The sequence below is a fragment of the Janibacter melonis genome, from assembly GCF_020567375.1.
Taxonomy (GTDB): domain Bacteria; phylum Actinomycetota; class Actinomycetes; order Actinomycetales; family Dermatophilaceae; genus Marihabitans; species Marihabitans melonis.
On the sequence record NZ_JAJBZM010000002.1, the window covers coordinates 694139 to 708752 of the forward strand.

A 14614-nucleotide genomic window follows, 5' to 3' on the forward strand; every position below is an offset into this window, starting at 1 on the left:
CGAGCTGCTGCATGCAGCAGCTCGTCGCGCTTGCCGCAGTACGGGCTGCTGCTGACGCGTCCAGGTGCTGCTGACTCCCGCGCCGCCGGTCTCCCCTTCGCCGAGCCCACTTGTGGCTCGTGGGGTCGTCCGGGCCGCGAAACCCGTCCATGACCGGGAAGCCCGTCCTTCACCGCGAAGCCCGCCGGCGACCGAGACACGTCCCGGTCCTGCCCGGGTTTCCCGGCCCGTGTCGATCAAGCCGGGCATGAGAGCCCCGCATGCCCTGCGACCCGCTCTCTGGTGTCATGGGGCGATGGACATCACGGACCTGCGCGCGGTGGTCGACGAGCGGTACGCCCGTCTCGACCTGCCGAGCTGGCCCGACCCGCATCCTGATCTCGCCTCACCGGCGGAGGAGGAGTACTCGCGGGTGAGCGACCCCACGAGATATCGCGTCGTGGTCCACCGCGCCTGGCTGTGGGTCGAGGTCATCGCTGGTCTCGACGGCGTGACGAGCGGGGCGTTGACGAGTCGCGAGCTGGATGGCTGCGACGAGGAGGGGCGCCACGTACGGGGTGCCCGACTCGTCTCGACGCGTGCGGGCACGCTCCCGCTGCTGGTCATCGAGCACGCGACGCCATCCCGCGACCCGGGCCTCCCCCCGATGCCCGGGGTGCGGGTCGCCGTGGGCAGGGCCACCTCCGTGGTCGGCTCGGTCCCGGCGTGCGGGTGCGATGCCTGCGACGACGGTTCGCAGGCCGTCCTCGACGAGGTCGACGCGGCGTTCGCCCGTGTCCTCCAGGGGCCGTACGTCTCGGTCACCGGCCGCGGGTGGAACGCCGAGTGGCATCCGACGGGCATGAGCTACGGGTCCGAGGCAGGAGCGGATGAGCCGCCTGGGCTGGACGACCTCCTCGGGCAGTTGCGCGAAGGGGACGAGGTCGAGCTGCCCGAGGGCGCCACAGCTGTGGTGAGCCGAGGCTGGCTGGGCGGTGACGAGGCCGTGATCTCGAGGCTCGGGCGCTGGGCGCCCGTCGCACCTCGACCAGCGAGCCCTCAGGACTCCGGGGTGATGCGCAGGACCTTGTCGTCCTCGCCGTTGCTCGTCGTCACGTACAGCGCGCCGTCGGGGGCGGTGCGGGCGGCTCGAAGTCTCCCGAAGTCGTCGACGAGGTCCTGCGGGATCTCGACCTCGTCGACCGAGCCGTCGTCGCCGATGCTCAGCAGGAGCAGCTTCGCGCCCCGCAGCGCGGTGATCGCGAGCAGGCCCTCGCGCTCGCCCCACTGCTCGCCCTCGAGGAAGGCGGCGCCGCAGATCGCCTCGGTCGTCTCGCCCGAGCTCCACGCGGCCGCGACGGCGTCGGGGTAGCGCACGGTGTCGGTCATCGGGACCGACTCGTCGTAGCTGTCGACGGAGCCGCCCTGCGCCGGGTCCCACCCGAAGTTCGCCCCCGCCTCGATGCGGTTGACCTCGTCGTCGAAGGACGGCCCGTGCTCCGCCGTCCAGATCTCCTCGGTGCCGGGCCGCTGCGCGACGCCCTGCACGTTGCGGTGCCCGTAGGAGTAGACGTAGCGCTCGGCCTCGTCGGCGGCGTCGGCGAAGGGGTTGCCCTCCGCCGGCTCGCCCGTCGCCGGGTCGAGTCGCAGGACCTTGCCGCCGAGGTTCGTGCGGTCCTGGGGGGCCGCAGGGTCGGCGGTGTCGCCCGTCCCGACGTAGAGCAGGCCGTCGTCGCCCATCGTCGGGCGGCAGCCGGAGTGGCGCCCGCCGTCGGCCACCGGGAGCCCGGTGAGCAGGTCGCGGTCACGGGTCGCGCGCGAGTTCTCGACGTCGACGGTGAGCTCGACGAGACGGACGTCGACCGGCTCGCCGTCCTCGGCGTGCGCGAGGCAGGCGACGAGCTTCGGCTGGTCCCAGCCCTGTGCGGGCTCGGGCAGCAGGGCCAGGCCCATGAGGCCCCCTTCGCCCTGCGCGTAGACGTCGTCGAGCGGTGCGGAGATCGCGACCGGCTCGGTGCCCGGCTCGAGGCTCGGCAGATAGCTCAGCTCACCGGAGCGCTGCGTGACGACCGCGCCCCCGTCGGGCAGGAAGGCGATGTCCCATGGGTTGGCCAGGCCCTCGGCGACGACGTCGACCTGCAGACCTCCGCCGCCCCCTTCGGACCCCGACCCGCCCGAGCCCGACGAGGCAGTCGGGACGGTCGTCGAACCCGACCCGCCCCGCGACGGCGTGTCCGAGGAGCAGCCCGCGAGGCCGGCGGAGGCGAGCAGGGCGGCGGCGGCCAGGGCGGCGGGGCGAGGGGACATGCCCCTAGCCTGCCGTCCTCAGCGAGCCAGCGGGTAGGCGAGCAGCACCGACCATGCGAGCAGCGCGAGCCCGGTCGTGCCGATGGCGGGCACGAGCGCGCGGCCCGTCGCCCCGCCGGTGATCGCCCGGATGCCGGGCAGCAGGACGAGGAAGCCGAGCAGCGCGACCGGGGCGAAGACGTGCCAGATCGCCATCGCCAGCGTGCAGACCGCCGCGACGCCGACGAGGGCGAGGTAGAGCACGCGGGTGCCGTCGTCGCCGAGGCGCACGGCGAGCGTGCGCTTGCCCGACTCGATGTCGGTGGGGATGTCGCGCAGGTTGTTCGCCACGAGGATCGCGCTCGACAGCGAGCCCGCCGCGACGGCGCCGAGCACCCCGACGACGGTGATCTCGTGGGCCTGCGTGTACTGCGTGCCGAGCGTGGCCATGAGCCCGAAGAAGACGAAGACGTAGATCTCGCCGAGCCCGCGGTACCCGTACGGGTTGTCGCCCCCGGTGTACCGCCACGCGGCGAGGATCGCGAGCGCGCCGAGCGGGATGAGGACCCACGTCTGGGCGAGCGCCACGAGCGCGAGCCCGGCCAGCGCCCCGCAGCCGAAGAAGGCGAAGGCCATGAGCTTGACGTTCTCCGGGTCGGCCAGGCGCTGCCCGACGAGCCGCACCGGCCCGACCCGCTCCTCGTCCGTGCCGCGGATCCCGTCGCTGTAGTCGTTGGCGTAGTTGACGCCGATCTGCAGGCTGAGCGCGACGACGAGGGCGAGGACGGCCAGCGCGAGGTCGCTCTCGCCGATGGCGGCAGCGGCCGCCGTGCCGACGATCACGGGGGCGGTGGCGGCGGGCAGGGTGCGCGGGCGGGCGCCAGCGACCCACTGTGCGAGGGAGGCCATCGAGCTCGATTCAGCGAAGGGGAGTGTGCCGCCCCATCCTACGAAGGCCCCGGGGCCCCGCCGAGCAGGTCCCTCGCCGCGGCGCGGTCGGGCTTGCCCGGTCCGCGGGTGGGCAGCTCGGCGACGACCCGCACCCGGTGGGGCAGCGCGTGCGCGGGCAGGTGGGGGCGCAGCATCTCGCGGATCTGCCCGACCCCCTCGTGCGGCACCTCGCCGACCGGCGGGCCTCCGGGCGAGGTGACGACGAGGAGGGCCACCCCTTCGCCCCACCGCTCGTGCGGCAGGCCGACCGCGAGGGCGGCGGTGACCGCCGGGACGTGCGCGAGGACGCCCTCCTCGACGACGCGCGGGGCGACCTTGAGGCCGCCGGAGTTGATGAGGTCGTCGGCGCGACCGAGCACGCTGACGACGCCGCGCTCGTCGACCGAGCCGAGGTCGCTCGTGACGAACCACCGCATGCCGTCGCGCTGCACGAAGTGCTCGGCGGTGAGCTCGGGCATCCCGAGGTAGCCGTGCGCGACGACCGGCCCGCCGAGCAGGAGAGTGCCGCTCGGGCCGACGTCGACGGCCACCCCGCGGAGGGCACGCCCGTCGTAGACGCAGCCGCCGCACGTCTCGCTCATGCCGTAGGTGAGCACGACGCGCACCCCGTCCTCGCGGGCCCGGGCGACGACCTGGGGGTCGGCGGCGGCCCCGCCGACGAGCACGGCGTCGAGCCGGCGCAGCCCTTCGATGCCGACCGGGTCGGTGGCCATGGCCGTCAGCTGGGCAGGGACGAGCGAGGCGTAGCGACGCTCGCCGCTCATCGCGGCGACGGCCTGGACGAGGGCGAAGGGGGTGAGCGCCGGGTCCGTGAGGACGGGCCGCGTGCCGGCGTGCACGGAGCGCAGGAGGACCTGCAGACCGGCGACGTGGTGCGGGGGGAGGGCGAGGAGCCACTGGCCGGGCCCGCCGAGCCGGTCGTGGGTGGCGGCGGCGCTCGCGGCGAGGGCCTGGGTCCCGAGCATCGCGGGCTTCGGGGTGCCGGTCGAGCCCGAGGTGCTCACGACGACGGCGAGGTCGTCGGGCAGCGGGCCGTCGTGCGCGGGGAGCGGTGCCGGGGGCGCGTCGGGGGCGTGCGGCCGCACGGGGGCCCCGCCGGCGAGGGCACGCTCGAGCGCGGGCAGCGCCTCGAGGGCTCCGTCCCCGGGCGGGATCGGCAGGTCGGTGATCACGGTGGGCACCGGTCCATCCTGGCCGACGGCGGCCCAGGCCCAGCACGTGGACCGTCCAGGGGATGCTCAGGTGGGGGTGCGACGGTCTCGGTTGTCCTTACAACTGACACGAAGGAGCCTCTCCATGAACCGCGTCCTGCTCGACCCCGCGCTGCTCGTCCTGCGCGCCGTCCTCGGTGTGACGATGTTCGCCCACGGCTGGCAGAAGCTCACCGGCCCCGGTCTCGAGGGCGTCGGCGGCATGTTCGACCAGATGGGTGTGCCGCTGGCGCAGGTCGCCGGCCCGGCGACGATGCTCGTCGAGCTCGTCGGCGGGGTGCTGCTCGTCCTCGGCCTGGCCACCCGGGTGGCGGCCGCGGCGGTCGTCGTCGTGAGCGTGGGCGCCATCGCGATCGTCCACTGGTCGGCCGGCTTCTACGCCGCCGACGGCGGCTACGAGCTCGTCCTCGTGCTCGCCGCGATGGGGCTCGCCCTCGTCCTCACCGGACCGGGCGCGTGGTCGCTCGACGCCCCCTTCGCGCGTCGTCGCTCCCCGGAGCCGGCCCGGGAGATGGTCTCGGCCTGACCGGCACGACGACGCCCCCTGCTCCCGATGCGGAGCGGGGGGCGTCGGTGCGTCCGGGGCGGTCCTTACAGGACGAGGCCGAGCACGAGGACGACCGGCAACGAGACGACCGCGCCGAGCGAGGTCGCCATCGTCAGGGTCTTCAGCGCCCCCTTCGTCGACAGGCCTAGCAGCGACTTGAACATCCAGAAGAAGTTGCTGTTGACGTGCAGCGCGAACATCGCGCCCGAGGCGATCGCCAAGGCGATGACCACCGGGTCGACCCCGGTGCTCGCGACGACCGGGCCGATGATGCCGGCCGCCGTGATCGCGCCGACCGACACCGAGCCGATGGCGAAGTGGAGCACCGCGGCGACGAACCACGCGAGCAGGATGCTCACGAGGGCCGGGGCGCCGGAGTCGGCGGAGAAGAGCTCCTTGAGCGTGTCGCCGAGGCCGGTCTCGGTGATGATCGCGCCGAGCGAGCCGCCGATGCCGGTGATGAGCAGGATCTCTCCGGTGGTGCGGAAGCCGGAGGACAGCGCCTCGCCGGTGCTGTCGGTGCCCAGGGCCCAGCGGGCGAGGACGAAGGCGATGACGAGCCCGATGAAGAGGGCGATGTTCGCATCGCCGAGGAAGGCGATGACGCCGTTGGAGAACTCGAGCAGGTCCGCGAAGGCGCCGAAGGCGATGAGGACGAGGGGGACGAGGATCGGCAGGAGCCGGACCCCGAGCGGCAGCCCGGCGGCACGGGCGGGGATGGCGTGCTCGTCGCCCTCGGCGCTCGCCGCCTGACGGTCGTCCACCGTGCGGCTGGTGAGGAACTCCTCGTGCCGCGGGTGGTCCGGGTGCTCCAGCTCGTCCTCGTCGATGTCGGTGTAGGGGTCCCAGTAGCGGGTGCGCGTCAGCAGCTGGCGGAAGAGCCACGCGGTGACGAGCGCCGTGAGGATGCCCAGCGGCAGGCCGAAGACGAGGTAGCGGCCCAGCGGCAGCTTGAGCAGGCCGGCGACGGCGACCGCGGCGAGGCCGGGGACGACGAAGACGTAGCCGGCGAAGATGCCGATGCCGATCGACCCGGCGAGCCAGGGCAGGCCCTTCGTCCGGTCGACGACGGGGGCGGCCTGGCGCGCCATCGGCGAGGCGAGGACGACCTGCACGTCGACGTAGATGCTCGGGAAGATCGTCGACAGCACGCCAGCCATGGCGTACGGCAGCTTGCCGCCGACCCGGCGCGCGATGATCTCGACGAGGGTGCGGAAGGTGCCGGTCGCCGAGAGCAACGACCCGATGAGGACGCCGAAGCCGATGAGCAGTCCGACCTCGGCCATGATCTCGCCGAAGCCCCCGGTGATGCCGGCGACCGTCCCCTCGAGCCCGACCCCGGCCGCGAGGCCGAGGTAGAGCGAGGACAGCACCAGCGAGATCACCGGGTCGACCTTGAATCGGATGATGAGGAGGATCGCCAGCGCGATGGCGATGGCTGCGTGCAGGACGTCCATCCGTGCAGCCTAGAGGGGCGTGACCGCGATCACGCGGCGGCACCCGCGGCGACGGGGCGGGCCGGGCTCACCCGATCCAGCCCAGGCCCTCGGCGATGAGGATCGCGCCGAAGAGGAAGAAGAGGACGGCCGCGCCGATCTTGATGGTGCGCTCGGGCAGCTTGCGGCCGAGGACAGCCCCGACGCCGATGGCCAGGGCGTCCGCCGCGACCATGCCGAGGGTCGAGCCGATCCACGTGCCGAACCAGCCGTGCTGGGTGGCCAGGGTGATCGTCGCGAGCATCGTCTTGTCGCCGAGCTCGGCGAGGAAGAAGGCCATGCCGACGGCGAGGATCGCCGCCCCCTTGGCCTTGCGGGCCTTGGCCGCCTCCTCGTCGGTGAGCTCGTCACCGCGCAGCGTCCACAGGCCGAAGATCACGAAGGCGATGCCGGCGATGATCGCGATCCAGTCCTGGTAGTCGGCGAAGGCGGTGCCGACCCAGAAGCCGATGGCGACGGAGGCGAGGTGGACTATGGCCGTCGCGGCGGTGATGGCGAGGATGACGTCGCGGGCGCGGTAGCGGGTGGCGAAGGTCATCGCCATGAGCTGGGACTTGTCACCGAGCTCGGCGACGAAGATCACCGCGGTGGAGAGGAGGAAGGCGTACACGGGGGAAGGACCTGTCTGGCTCAGGTGCCCGGACGACCGGCTCGGGGGAGGACGGCTCGACCAGGCACGGTGGCGGCGCGCACCCGGGGGCGGGCGCACGACTCGTGCTGGTCGAAAGTCTCGTCCGCCACGGTGACCCGTGGCCTGCCGTGCCGGTCGCTCAGCGGTGAGGCTGAGCGGCAGTGTGTCGACACGACCGTTGAGGACTACTCCCTCTCGATGGCCACCAGTGTAGACGGGACGAGGGACAGCCCCGACCACCCGTCTCGGTCGGTGGGCGCGGACCTCAGAAGTACCAGGGGAAGGGCGACCAGTCGGGCTCGCGCTTCTCCAGGAACTGGTCGCGACCCTCGACGGCCTCGTCGGTCATGTACGCAAGCCGCGTCGTCTCGCCGGCGAAGACCTGCTGACCCATAAGCCCGTCGTCGGGCAGGTTGAAGGCGAACTTGAGCATCCGGATCGCCTGCGGGCTCTTGCCCATGATCGTCCGGGCGACGCCCAGCGCCTCACGCTCGAGGTCGGCGTGGTCGTAGACCCGGTTAACCGCGCCCATCTCGTGCATCTCCTGCGCGGTGTACGCCTCACCGAGGAAGAAGACCTCGCGGGCCCGCTTCTGACCGATCTGGCGCGCGAGGTAGGCGCTGCCGTACCCGCCGTCGAAGGAGCCGACGTCGGCGTCGGTCTGCTTGAAGCGCGCGTGCTCGCGGCTGGCCAGGGTCATGTCGCACACGACGTGCAGCGAGTGCCCGCCGCCGGCGGCCCACCCGTTGACCAGCGCGATGACGACCTTCGGCATCGTGCGGATGAGGCGCTGCACCTCGAGGATGTGCAGGCGTCCCCCTTCGGCCTTGACCCGACGCTCGTCGACGCTCTCGGCGCTCTCGCCGTCGGCGTACTGGTACCCCGACCGCCCGCGGATGCGCTGGTCGCCCCCGGTGCAGAAGGACCAGCCCTGCGTCGTCGCGCTGCTGCCCTCGCGCGGGGTCGGGCCGTTGCCGGTGAGCAGGACGACGCCGACATCGGCGGAGCGGCGCGCGTGGTCGAGGGTGCGGTAGAGCTCGTCGACGGTGTGCGGGCGGAAGGCGTTGAGCACCTCGGGCCGGTCGAAGGCGATGCGCACGCACCCGAGGTCGCGGGCCCGGTGGTAGGTGACGTCGGTGAGGTCCTCGAAGCCCTCGACCTCCTGCCACGCCTGCGGGTCGAAGGTCTGACTCACGCCGTCCAGTGCACTCACGGGGGTGAGCCTACGTGCGTCGTCCACACCCCCGGCGTCGCCTCGGCCCGCGTCCACACCCCCGGCGAAGGGGGTGCCGCCCCCTCCTCGTCCGCGGTGTCCTGGGTCGGCGGGGACGGACCCCGGGGGAGCGAGGAGGAGAGATGGGACAGCGGTGGTTGCGGGCCGTGGGCGGCGACGAGGGCGACGGGGGCGAGGTGCGGGCGAGCGACGGCTGGCTGGGTGATGGGTGGGGCGGGCCGCCGGGTGGGGTCGGAGGAGAGGGCGGGGGCGGTGACCGGTGCCTGTGCGACGACTGCCTCTCCGGGATCGTCGGCTACCCGCTCGCCGAGCAGTACGGCGGCGGGGGAGGCTTCGGCGACGACCGCGGCATGATCACCGAGGTCGTCCTGCTCGACGGCCACCTGATCGACGTGCGCAAGGGACCGGTGGGGGGCAGCGGCTACGAGTGCGCGGCCCATGAGCTGCAGGCCCGCGGGGTGCTGCGCCGCGAGCCGCCGCGCACAGTCGTGGTCCGCGAGGAGCCCGAGCAGGCGATGCTCGACTGGCTCGCCCGGGTCGTCGGCGGCGAGGCCGCGCTCGCCGCTCTCGACGACCAGCCCCTGCCCGTCGAGGACCTCGACCTCGGCGCCGTGCCCGGCTGGGCGCGCGAGCGGGCACGTCTCGTCGACGAGCACGTGCAGGGCGCCTTCGGCCACCAGCTCGTCGGGCCGGAGCTGCTCACGGCCTGCCGCCGGCTGCTCGTGCGGGCGGCAGGAGCGGGAGCCTTCGAGGCGTGGCACGGCGCGCTGCCCGAGCAGGTCGCCGCCGCGGTCGTGCACTGCGCGGCGAAGGCGAGCGCGCTCGGCGCGCCGACCCTCGGCCACCCGATGCGCAGCATCCTGCGCGGTGTCGGCGTCTCCGGCTACCCCTCCGACCGGTCACGCCGGCTGGCGACGCTCGTCGGCGGGTCGGGGTGGCCGCACGGCCGACGACCGATGGAGGTGCCGGACGTGTACGTCCTCGGCGACCCCGCCCTGCTGCTGTCCTGCTTCCGCAGCGATCTCGTCGTCTACCGCGACCGGGCGGTGCGGCTCGCCGCGGGGTCGGGCGCGACCGGTGCGCGGTAGCCGGTCCGGCGGGCGACGACGGCCGCTCCCACGGCGAGGAGGACCGCGAGGGCGAAGACCGCCGAGAAGGGGTCGCTGTCGCCGCGCTCCGCCGCGGCGAAGATCGCGCCGCTGATCGACAGCGCGACGGCCCCGCCGAGCGAGTCCGAGATCGTCAGCGCGGAGGAGTTGAAACCGCGGTCGGCGTCGGAGGACGCCGCGAGCGTGGCGACACCGGTGCGGGGGTAGGCGAAGCCCATGCCCGCCCCGCCGAGCGCGTAGCCCGCGGCCGCGAGCACGGGGTGCACGTCGAGGACGACGGCGAGGAGCAGGACGAGCACGCCAGCGAGGAGCACTGCCGAGCCGATCGACATGACCGTCGTGTCGTCGAGCCGCGCCCGCAGCCGGGCCTGCACCTGGCTGGCCGTCGCCCACACGACCCCGACGACCGTGAGCGCGAGGCCCGCGCGCACGGCCGTGACCTGCCACTGCTCCTGCAGGACGAAGACGATGTAGGACTCGGCGCAGAAGAAGGAGGCCGACAGCAGCCCGCGGACGGCGATGACCGACGGCAGCCCACGGCGTCCGGTGAGGGAGCCGCCCGGCAGGAGCGGGCGCAGGGCGAGGACGAGGACGACGAGGGGCACCGCCGCCAGCGCCGCGCGCAGCCCCGGCAGCGAGCCGAGCAGCTCGAGCGCCAGCGCGGCGACGGCGGCGACCGTCGCCCAGAGCAGCAGACCGCGCCGGGCCGGCGCGGCGGCAGCGGCCTCGACCTCGGCGGCCGAGCGGGGTCGCAGCATGCGCAGCGCGGGCACGACGAAGACCGCCGCGAGCGCGACCAGGACGATGACGGACAAGAAGACCCAGCGCCACCCCGCGACGTCGGCGACGACCGCGGCCAGGGCCGGGCCGAAGAGCGCGGGCAGCACCCATGCGGCGGCGAAGCTCGCGAAGAGCGAGGGCTGCAGGTCGGCGGGGTAGACCTCGCCGACGACGACGTACAGCGCGGCGATGAGCGCCCCGCTGCCCAGCCCCTGCAGCAGCCGACCGACGACGAAGAGCTCCATCGCCGGCGCCAGCCCGCACACGAGCAGACCGAGCGAGAAGGTGAGGATCGCGACCTCGAGCGCCCGGCGCGGTCCGTGACGGTCGCTCCACTGCCCGGCGGCGACCATGCCGATGACGCCGGACGCCAGGGGTGCCGAGAAGGCGAGGGCGTACAGCGAGAGGCCGTCGAGCTCGCGGGCGAGCGTCGGCATCACCGTGGTGACGGCGAGGGCCTCGAAGGCGGCGATGGCGATGAGCGCGAAGGCGCCGATGCTGCTCGTGCGGTACGTGGTGCCGAAGATCCCCTCGGCAGGAGCGGGAGAGACGGGCACGACAGACAGTGTGCGCCGTCCTACCCTGGGGGCGTGCACCGGATCTACACGACGAGCGTGGCGTCGGTCTACCCGCACTACGTGACGAAGGCCGAGCGCAAGGGCCGGACCCAGGCCGAGGTCGACGAGGTCATCCGTTGGTTGACCGGCTTCGACGACGCCCAGCTGCGCGCGCACCTCGAGGGCGGCACGACCTTCGAGGACTTCTTCGCCCAGGCCGAGCTCAACCCGGGCGTAGCCCTCATCACCGGCTCCGTCTGCGGGGTCAAGGTGCAGGAGGTCGAGGACCCGCTGATGCGCCAGGTCCGCTACCTCGACAAGCTCGTCGACGAGCTCGCCAAGGGACGCCCGATGGAGAAGGTCCTGCGGAGCTGAGGCGCCCCGGCCGCCGCTAGCGTGCTGGCATGACCCTCGCCTGGTACACCCTCGTCGTCGACGCCACCGACATCGCCTCGCTCTCGCGCTGGTGGGCGCAGACCCTCGACTGGCACGTCGTCTACGAGGACGAGCACGAGGTCGCGATCTCCGCGGACCCCGAGGAGGAGGAGTGCCCGGTCGAGGACCTCGACGCGTGGCTGGCCCAGCGTCCCTCCCTCGTCTTCGTGCCCGTGCCGGAGGCGAAGACGGTGAAGAACCGCCTGCACATCGACCTCGCGCCGCACCTCAGCCAGGACCGTGACGCCGAGATCGCGGCGCTGGTCGAGCGGGGCGCGACCCAGGTCGACGTCGGCCAGACGGGTGACGTCACGTGGACCGTCCTCGCCGACCCCGAGGGCAACGAGTTCTGCGTCCTCTCCCGCCGCGACCGGTGAGCCCGCAGGTCCCTGGGGTCGACGAGCTCCTCGAGGGGATGCGCGTCGTCTCGATCCCGATGCGCGTGCGCTTCCGGGGCGTCGACGTGCGCGAGGCCGCGCTGCTGCGGGGGCCGAAGGGGTGGGCCGAGCTCTCCCCCTTCGTCGAGTACGGCCCCCAGGAGACCTCGCGCTGGCTGGCCGCGGCGGTCGAGGCCGGGTGGCGGGGCTGGCCCCCGCCGGTCCGTGACGAGGTGCCGTGCAACGCGACCGTGCCCGCCATCGGGCCCGAGCGGGTGCCCGAGGTGCTCGCCCGCTTCGACGGGTGCACGACCGCGAAGATCAAGGTCGCCGAGAGCGGCCAGACCCTCGCCGACGACGTCGACCGGGTCGCCGCCGTCCGCGACGCGATGGGCCCGGGTGCGGCCGTGCGAGTCGACGCCAACGGCGGGTGGTCGGTGGACCAGGCGCTCGATGCGATCACCGCGCTCGCCCCCTTCGGTCTCGAGTACGTCGAGCAGCCGTGCGCCGACGTCGAGGGCCTGAGGGCCGTCCGTCTCGGGCTCGCCCGCGCCGGGGTCGACGTCAGGGTCGCCGCCGACGAGTCCATCCGCAAGGCCGAGGACCCCCTGCGGGTCGCGCGCGAGGAGGCCGCCGACGTCGTCGTCGTCAAGGTCGCCCCCCTGGGCGGCGTCGCCCGCGCGCTCGAGGTCGTCGACGCGTGCGGCCTGCCCGCGGTGGTCTCCTCCGCCCTCGACACGAGCGTCGGGATCCGCGCGGGCGTCGCCCTCGCGGCAGCGCTGCCCGATCTGCCCCACGCCTGCGGGCTCGGCACCGTCGGCCTGCTCGTAGGTGACGTCACGAGAGACCCCCTCGTCCCCGTCGCCGGCGACGTGCCGGTGCGCCCCGTCGAGGTCGACGAGGCCCTGCTCGACGAGCACGAGGCGCCCGCAGAGCGGGGGCGGTGGTGGCGCGAGCGGCTGCGCGCCGCGCACGCCCACCTCTGAGGAGCCCGTCCACACCCCGGCTGCGGACCGGGCGCGCCTCCACAGCCGGCCCGTCGCCGCAGCGTCTGCTGCCCGGTCCCGATGTGCTGGGCCGCATGGAGATCGACCTGCCTCACCTCGACGACAGCGCGCTCGCGGGGCTGCTCCGGGCGGACGTGCCCGGTGCCCTGCTCGTCCTGGCGCGCCGTGTCGAGGTCGCCGGCACCGGTCTCGAGGCGGCGGTCCTCGCGGTGCGCCGGTGCGGCGAGCTCGAGTGGCGCTCCGGTGCTGCGGACCTCTACGAGCGCGAGGTGAGCGAGGTCCTCGCGGGCCTGGCCGTCGTCGGGCGCGACATCACCGCGCTCGTGCGAGACCTCGAGGTGCTCTCGACCACCGTCGCCGAGCGGCTCGACCTCGTCCGCGCGGCCCGTCTGCCCGTCATCGGCCTGCTGCCATGAACGAGCCGGGGATCGAGATCTCCGGCGGCGCGGGCGGCATCGCCGTGGCCCTCGACGCGCTCGACGTCGCCGCCCCGGCTCTGCGTGCCGTCGCCGCAGACCTCGCCGACAGCGCCGCCGACCTCGCCCTCGTCCTCGCCGACCCCGCGCTCGTCGCGGCGGCGCTCGTCGCGCCCGGCCGCACCGCGCGGACGGGGGCGGACCTGCTGGCGGTCGCCGGCCCGAGCGGTCTGCTCGGCACCTCGCTGCACCTGCGGGTGCTCGCCGGCACCGTGGCCGCGGCCGCGGAGCTCTACCGCGCGGGCGAGGGCGGGGCGCGCCAGGCGGTCGAAGGGGTCGACCGCACCGCCGGCCTCGTCCTCGGCGTCGCGGTGCCCACCGTCGTCCTGCCCGTCTCGGCCGCGACGGTGCTCGGTGCGGCCGCCCTGCGCACGCGACCGTCGCCGGTCTGGCTCGGTGCCTACGTCGGCTCGGTCATCGGTGTGGTGCGCGAGCTCCCGTCACGAGCCGGGCCGCGCGTGGACCGCGTCCTCGGCGAGCACCCCTGGCTCCTCGAGCACTCCGTCGCCGGCGCGGAGGGGCTCGTCGTCGGCCTCGGGCTCGGCTTCCCGCCGCTGGGCCTCTACCTCGCCGACCGGGCAGACCGCGCCGGGCTGCGCTACCCGCCCCGGACGCAGGCCGAGGCGGTCGCCGTCGTCACCGCTGCCGGGGGCGGGCACGTGCTCGACGAGTCGGGCTTCGAGGTCGAGGTGCGCGCGCACCCCGTGAGCACGGCCGGCTGGCGCCCGCCCCGTGGGGTGTCCGACCTCGTCGCCGAGGACGGCCCCGCCTCGGGCGGTGACCACGTGCGGGTCACCGGCATCCCCCTGGCCGACGGCCGGTACGCCTGGGTCGTCGACGTGCCCGGCACCCAGACCTTCTCGCCGCGACCCGGCACGAACCCGTGGGACCAGACGAGCAACCAGCTGCTCGAGGCCCACGAGCGCACCCTGACGATGACCGCGGTGACCGCCGCCCTGAGCGACGCGCGGGCGCGCACCGGCCGAGGGGCGACGGGGGTGGCCGACCCCGTCCTGCTCGGCGGGCACAGCCAGGGCGGGATCACGGCGGCGGCGCTCGCCGCCGACCCGGTCTTCCGCACGCAGCACCCCGGCCTGAGCCACGTCGTGACGACCGGGGCGCCGATCGGCGGCGTGCCCGTGCCGGAGGGGGTCTCGGTCCTCTCGCTCGAGCACGTGCAGGACCTCGTCCCCGCGCTCGACGGGGCGCACAACCCCGACCGGGCAGGCTGGGTCACGGTGCGCCGCGACCTGAGGGGTGACCTGCCAGGCGACCTGCGCCGCCTCCCGGACGCCGCGCCCACCGCGACCGGGGCGCACTCCGCTCGTCTCTACGAGAGCACGGGTGCCCTCGTCGACGAGCGCACGGTCACCGACCCGTCGCTGCTCCGGTGGCGGGAGGGCGCCGGTGACTTCCTCGACGCCGGGCGCGTCGACGCCCAGCACGTCGACCCGCAGCCCGCCGCCGGGGCGCGTCCGGTCGTCGTCGACTACGAGGTGCGCCGGGTCCGCCGGGACGGATGAGGCCGACGTCCTCTC

14 protein-coding genes and 1 pseudogene are annotated in these 14614 nt (G+C 74.3%); 8 read left to right on the top strand and 7 right to left on the bottom strand.

Annotated features, from left to right (window positions below; genetic code table 11):
* Positions 1-295 precede the first annotated feature (295 nt).
* Positions 296-928, top strand: a pseudogene (locus LIV55_RS17325) (DUF6226 family protein); the annotation flags it as partial.
* 110 nt (positions 929-1038) lie between these two features.
* Here the strand turns inward: LIV55_RS17325 and LIV55_RS09480 are convergent.
* Genes LIV55_RS09480 through menE form a run of 3 tightly spaced genes read right to left on the bottom strand, consistent with a single transcriptional unit; the run spans position 1039 to position 4397 of the window.
* Complete coding sequence (locus LIV55_RS09480; RefSeq protein ID WP_229300019.1) at positions 1039-2286, bottom strand: PQQ-dependent sugar dehydrogenase; 1248 nt, start codon at positions 2284-2286, stop codon at positions 1039-1041.
* An 18-nt stretch (positions 2287-2304) separates the two neighbouring features.
* Positions 2305-3174, bottom strand: a complete 870-nt coding sequence (locus LIV55_RS09485; protein WP_123092314.1) for a 1,4-dihydroxy-2-naphthoate polyprenyltransferase — start codon at positions 3172-3174, stop codon at positions 2305-2307.
* A gap of 38 nt (positions 3175-3212) precedes the next feature.
* On the bottom strand, positions 3213-4397 hold the full coding sequence (menE, locus tag LIV55_RS09490) for an o-succinylbenzoate--CoA ligase (RefSeq protein WP_229300020.1): 1185 nt from the start codon (positions 4395-4397) through the stop codon (positions 3213-3215).
* A 115-nt stretch (positions 4398-4512) separates the two neighbouring features.
* On the opposite strand from menE, the gene LIV55_RS09495 reads away from it, so the two are divergent.
* A complete protein-coding gene (locus LIV55_RS09495; protein ID WP_229300021.1) occupies positions 4513-4953 on the top strand; it encodes a DoxX family protein in 441 nt (146 codons plus the stop codon).
* A gap of 65 nt (positions 4954-5018) precedes the next feature.
* Here the strand turns inward: LIV55_RS09495 and LIV55_RS09500 are convergent, their stop codons facing one another.
* The 3 genes from LIV55_RS09500 to LIV55_RS09510 all read right to left on the bottom strand — a co-directional run bounded on the left by LIV55_RS09500 (position 5019) and on the right by LIV55_RS09510 (position 8314).
* On the bottom strand, positions 5019-6431 hold the full coding sequence (locus LIV55_RS09500; protein ID WP_123092312.1) for a GntP family permease: 1413 nt from the start codon (positions 6429-6431) through the stop codon (positions 5019-5021).
* Positions 6432-6498: 67 nt separating this feature from the next.
* Positions 6499-7080: a TMEM165/GDT1 family protein gene (locus tag LIV55_RS09505; protein WP_229300022.1), complete on the bottom strand. Its 582-nt coding sequence runs from the start codon at positions 7078-7080 to the stop codon at positions 6499-6501.
* A gap of 286 nt (positions 7081-7366) precedes the next feature.
* Positions 7367-8314: a 1,4-dihydroxy-2-naphthoyl-CoA synthase gene (locus LIV55_RS09510; RefSeq protein ID WP_229300023.1), complete on the bottom strand. Its 948-nt coding sequence runs from the start codon at positions 8312-8314 to the stop codon at positions 7367-7369.
* 143 nt (positions 8315-8457) lie between these two features.
* Here LIV55_RS09510 and LIV55_RS09515 point away from each other — a divergent pair, with 143 nt between their 5' ends.
* Positions 8458-9423, top strand: coding sequence for a hypothetical protein (locus tag LIV55_RS09515; protein WP_229300024.1), 966 nt, complete (start codon positions 8458-8460; stop codon positions 9421-9423).
* Here LIV55_RS09515 and LIV55_RS09520 read toward each other — a convergent pair.
* A complete protein-coding gene (locus LIV55_RS09520) occupies positions 9366-10781 on the bottom strand; it encodes an MFS transporter (protein ID WP_229300025.1) in 1416 nt (471 codons plus the stop codon). The genes LIV55_RS09515 and LIV55_RS09520 overlap by 58 nt on opposite strands.
* A 33-nt stretch (positions 10782-10814) precedes the next feature.
* On the opposite strand from LIV55_RS09520, the gene LIV55_RS09525 reads away from it, so the two are divergent.
* The 5 genes from LIV55_RS09525 (at position 10815) to LIV55_RS09545 (ending at position 14599) form a co-directional block, all read left to right on the top strand.
* The gene (locus tag LIV55_RS09525) at positions 10815-11156 is read left to right on the top strand and encodes a DUF2200 domain-containing protein (RefSeq protein ID WP_068276815.1); all 342 of its coding nucleotides are present in this window, start codon (positions 10815-10817) and stop codon (positions 11154-11156) included.
* A 29-nt stretch (positions 11157-11185) separates the two neighbouring features.
* A complete protein-coding gene (locus tag LIV55_RS09530; RefSeq protein ID WP_229300026.1) occupies positions 11186-11593 on the top strand; it encodes a VOC family protein in 408 nt (135 codons plus the stop codon).
* On the top strand, positions 11590-12579 hold the full coding sequence (locus tag LIV55_RS09535) for an o-succinylbenzoate synthase (protein ID WP_308012902.1): 990 nt from the start codon (positions 11590-11592) through the stop codon (positions 12577-12579). Before LIV55_RS09530 ends, LIV55_RS09535 begins: the two co-directional genes overlap by 4 nt.
* Positions 12580-12674: 95 nt before the next feature.
* On the top strand, positions 12675-13016 hold the full coding sequence (locus tag LIV55_RS09540) for a hypothetical protein (RefSeq protein ID WP_229300027.1): 342 nt from the start codon (positions 12675-12677) through the stop codon (positions 13014-13016).
* Positions 13013-14599 carry a hypothetical protein gene (locus LIV55_RS09545; protein ID WP_229300028.1) on the top strand — a complete coding sequence of 529 codons (1587 nt, stop codon included), beginning with the start codon at positions 13013-13015 and terminating at the stop codon, positions 14597-14599. The genes LIV55_RS09540 and LIV55_RS09545 overlap by 4 nt, the downstream gene beginning before the upstream one ends.
* Positions 14600-14614: the final 15 nt, after the last annotated feature.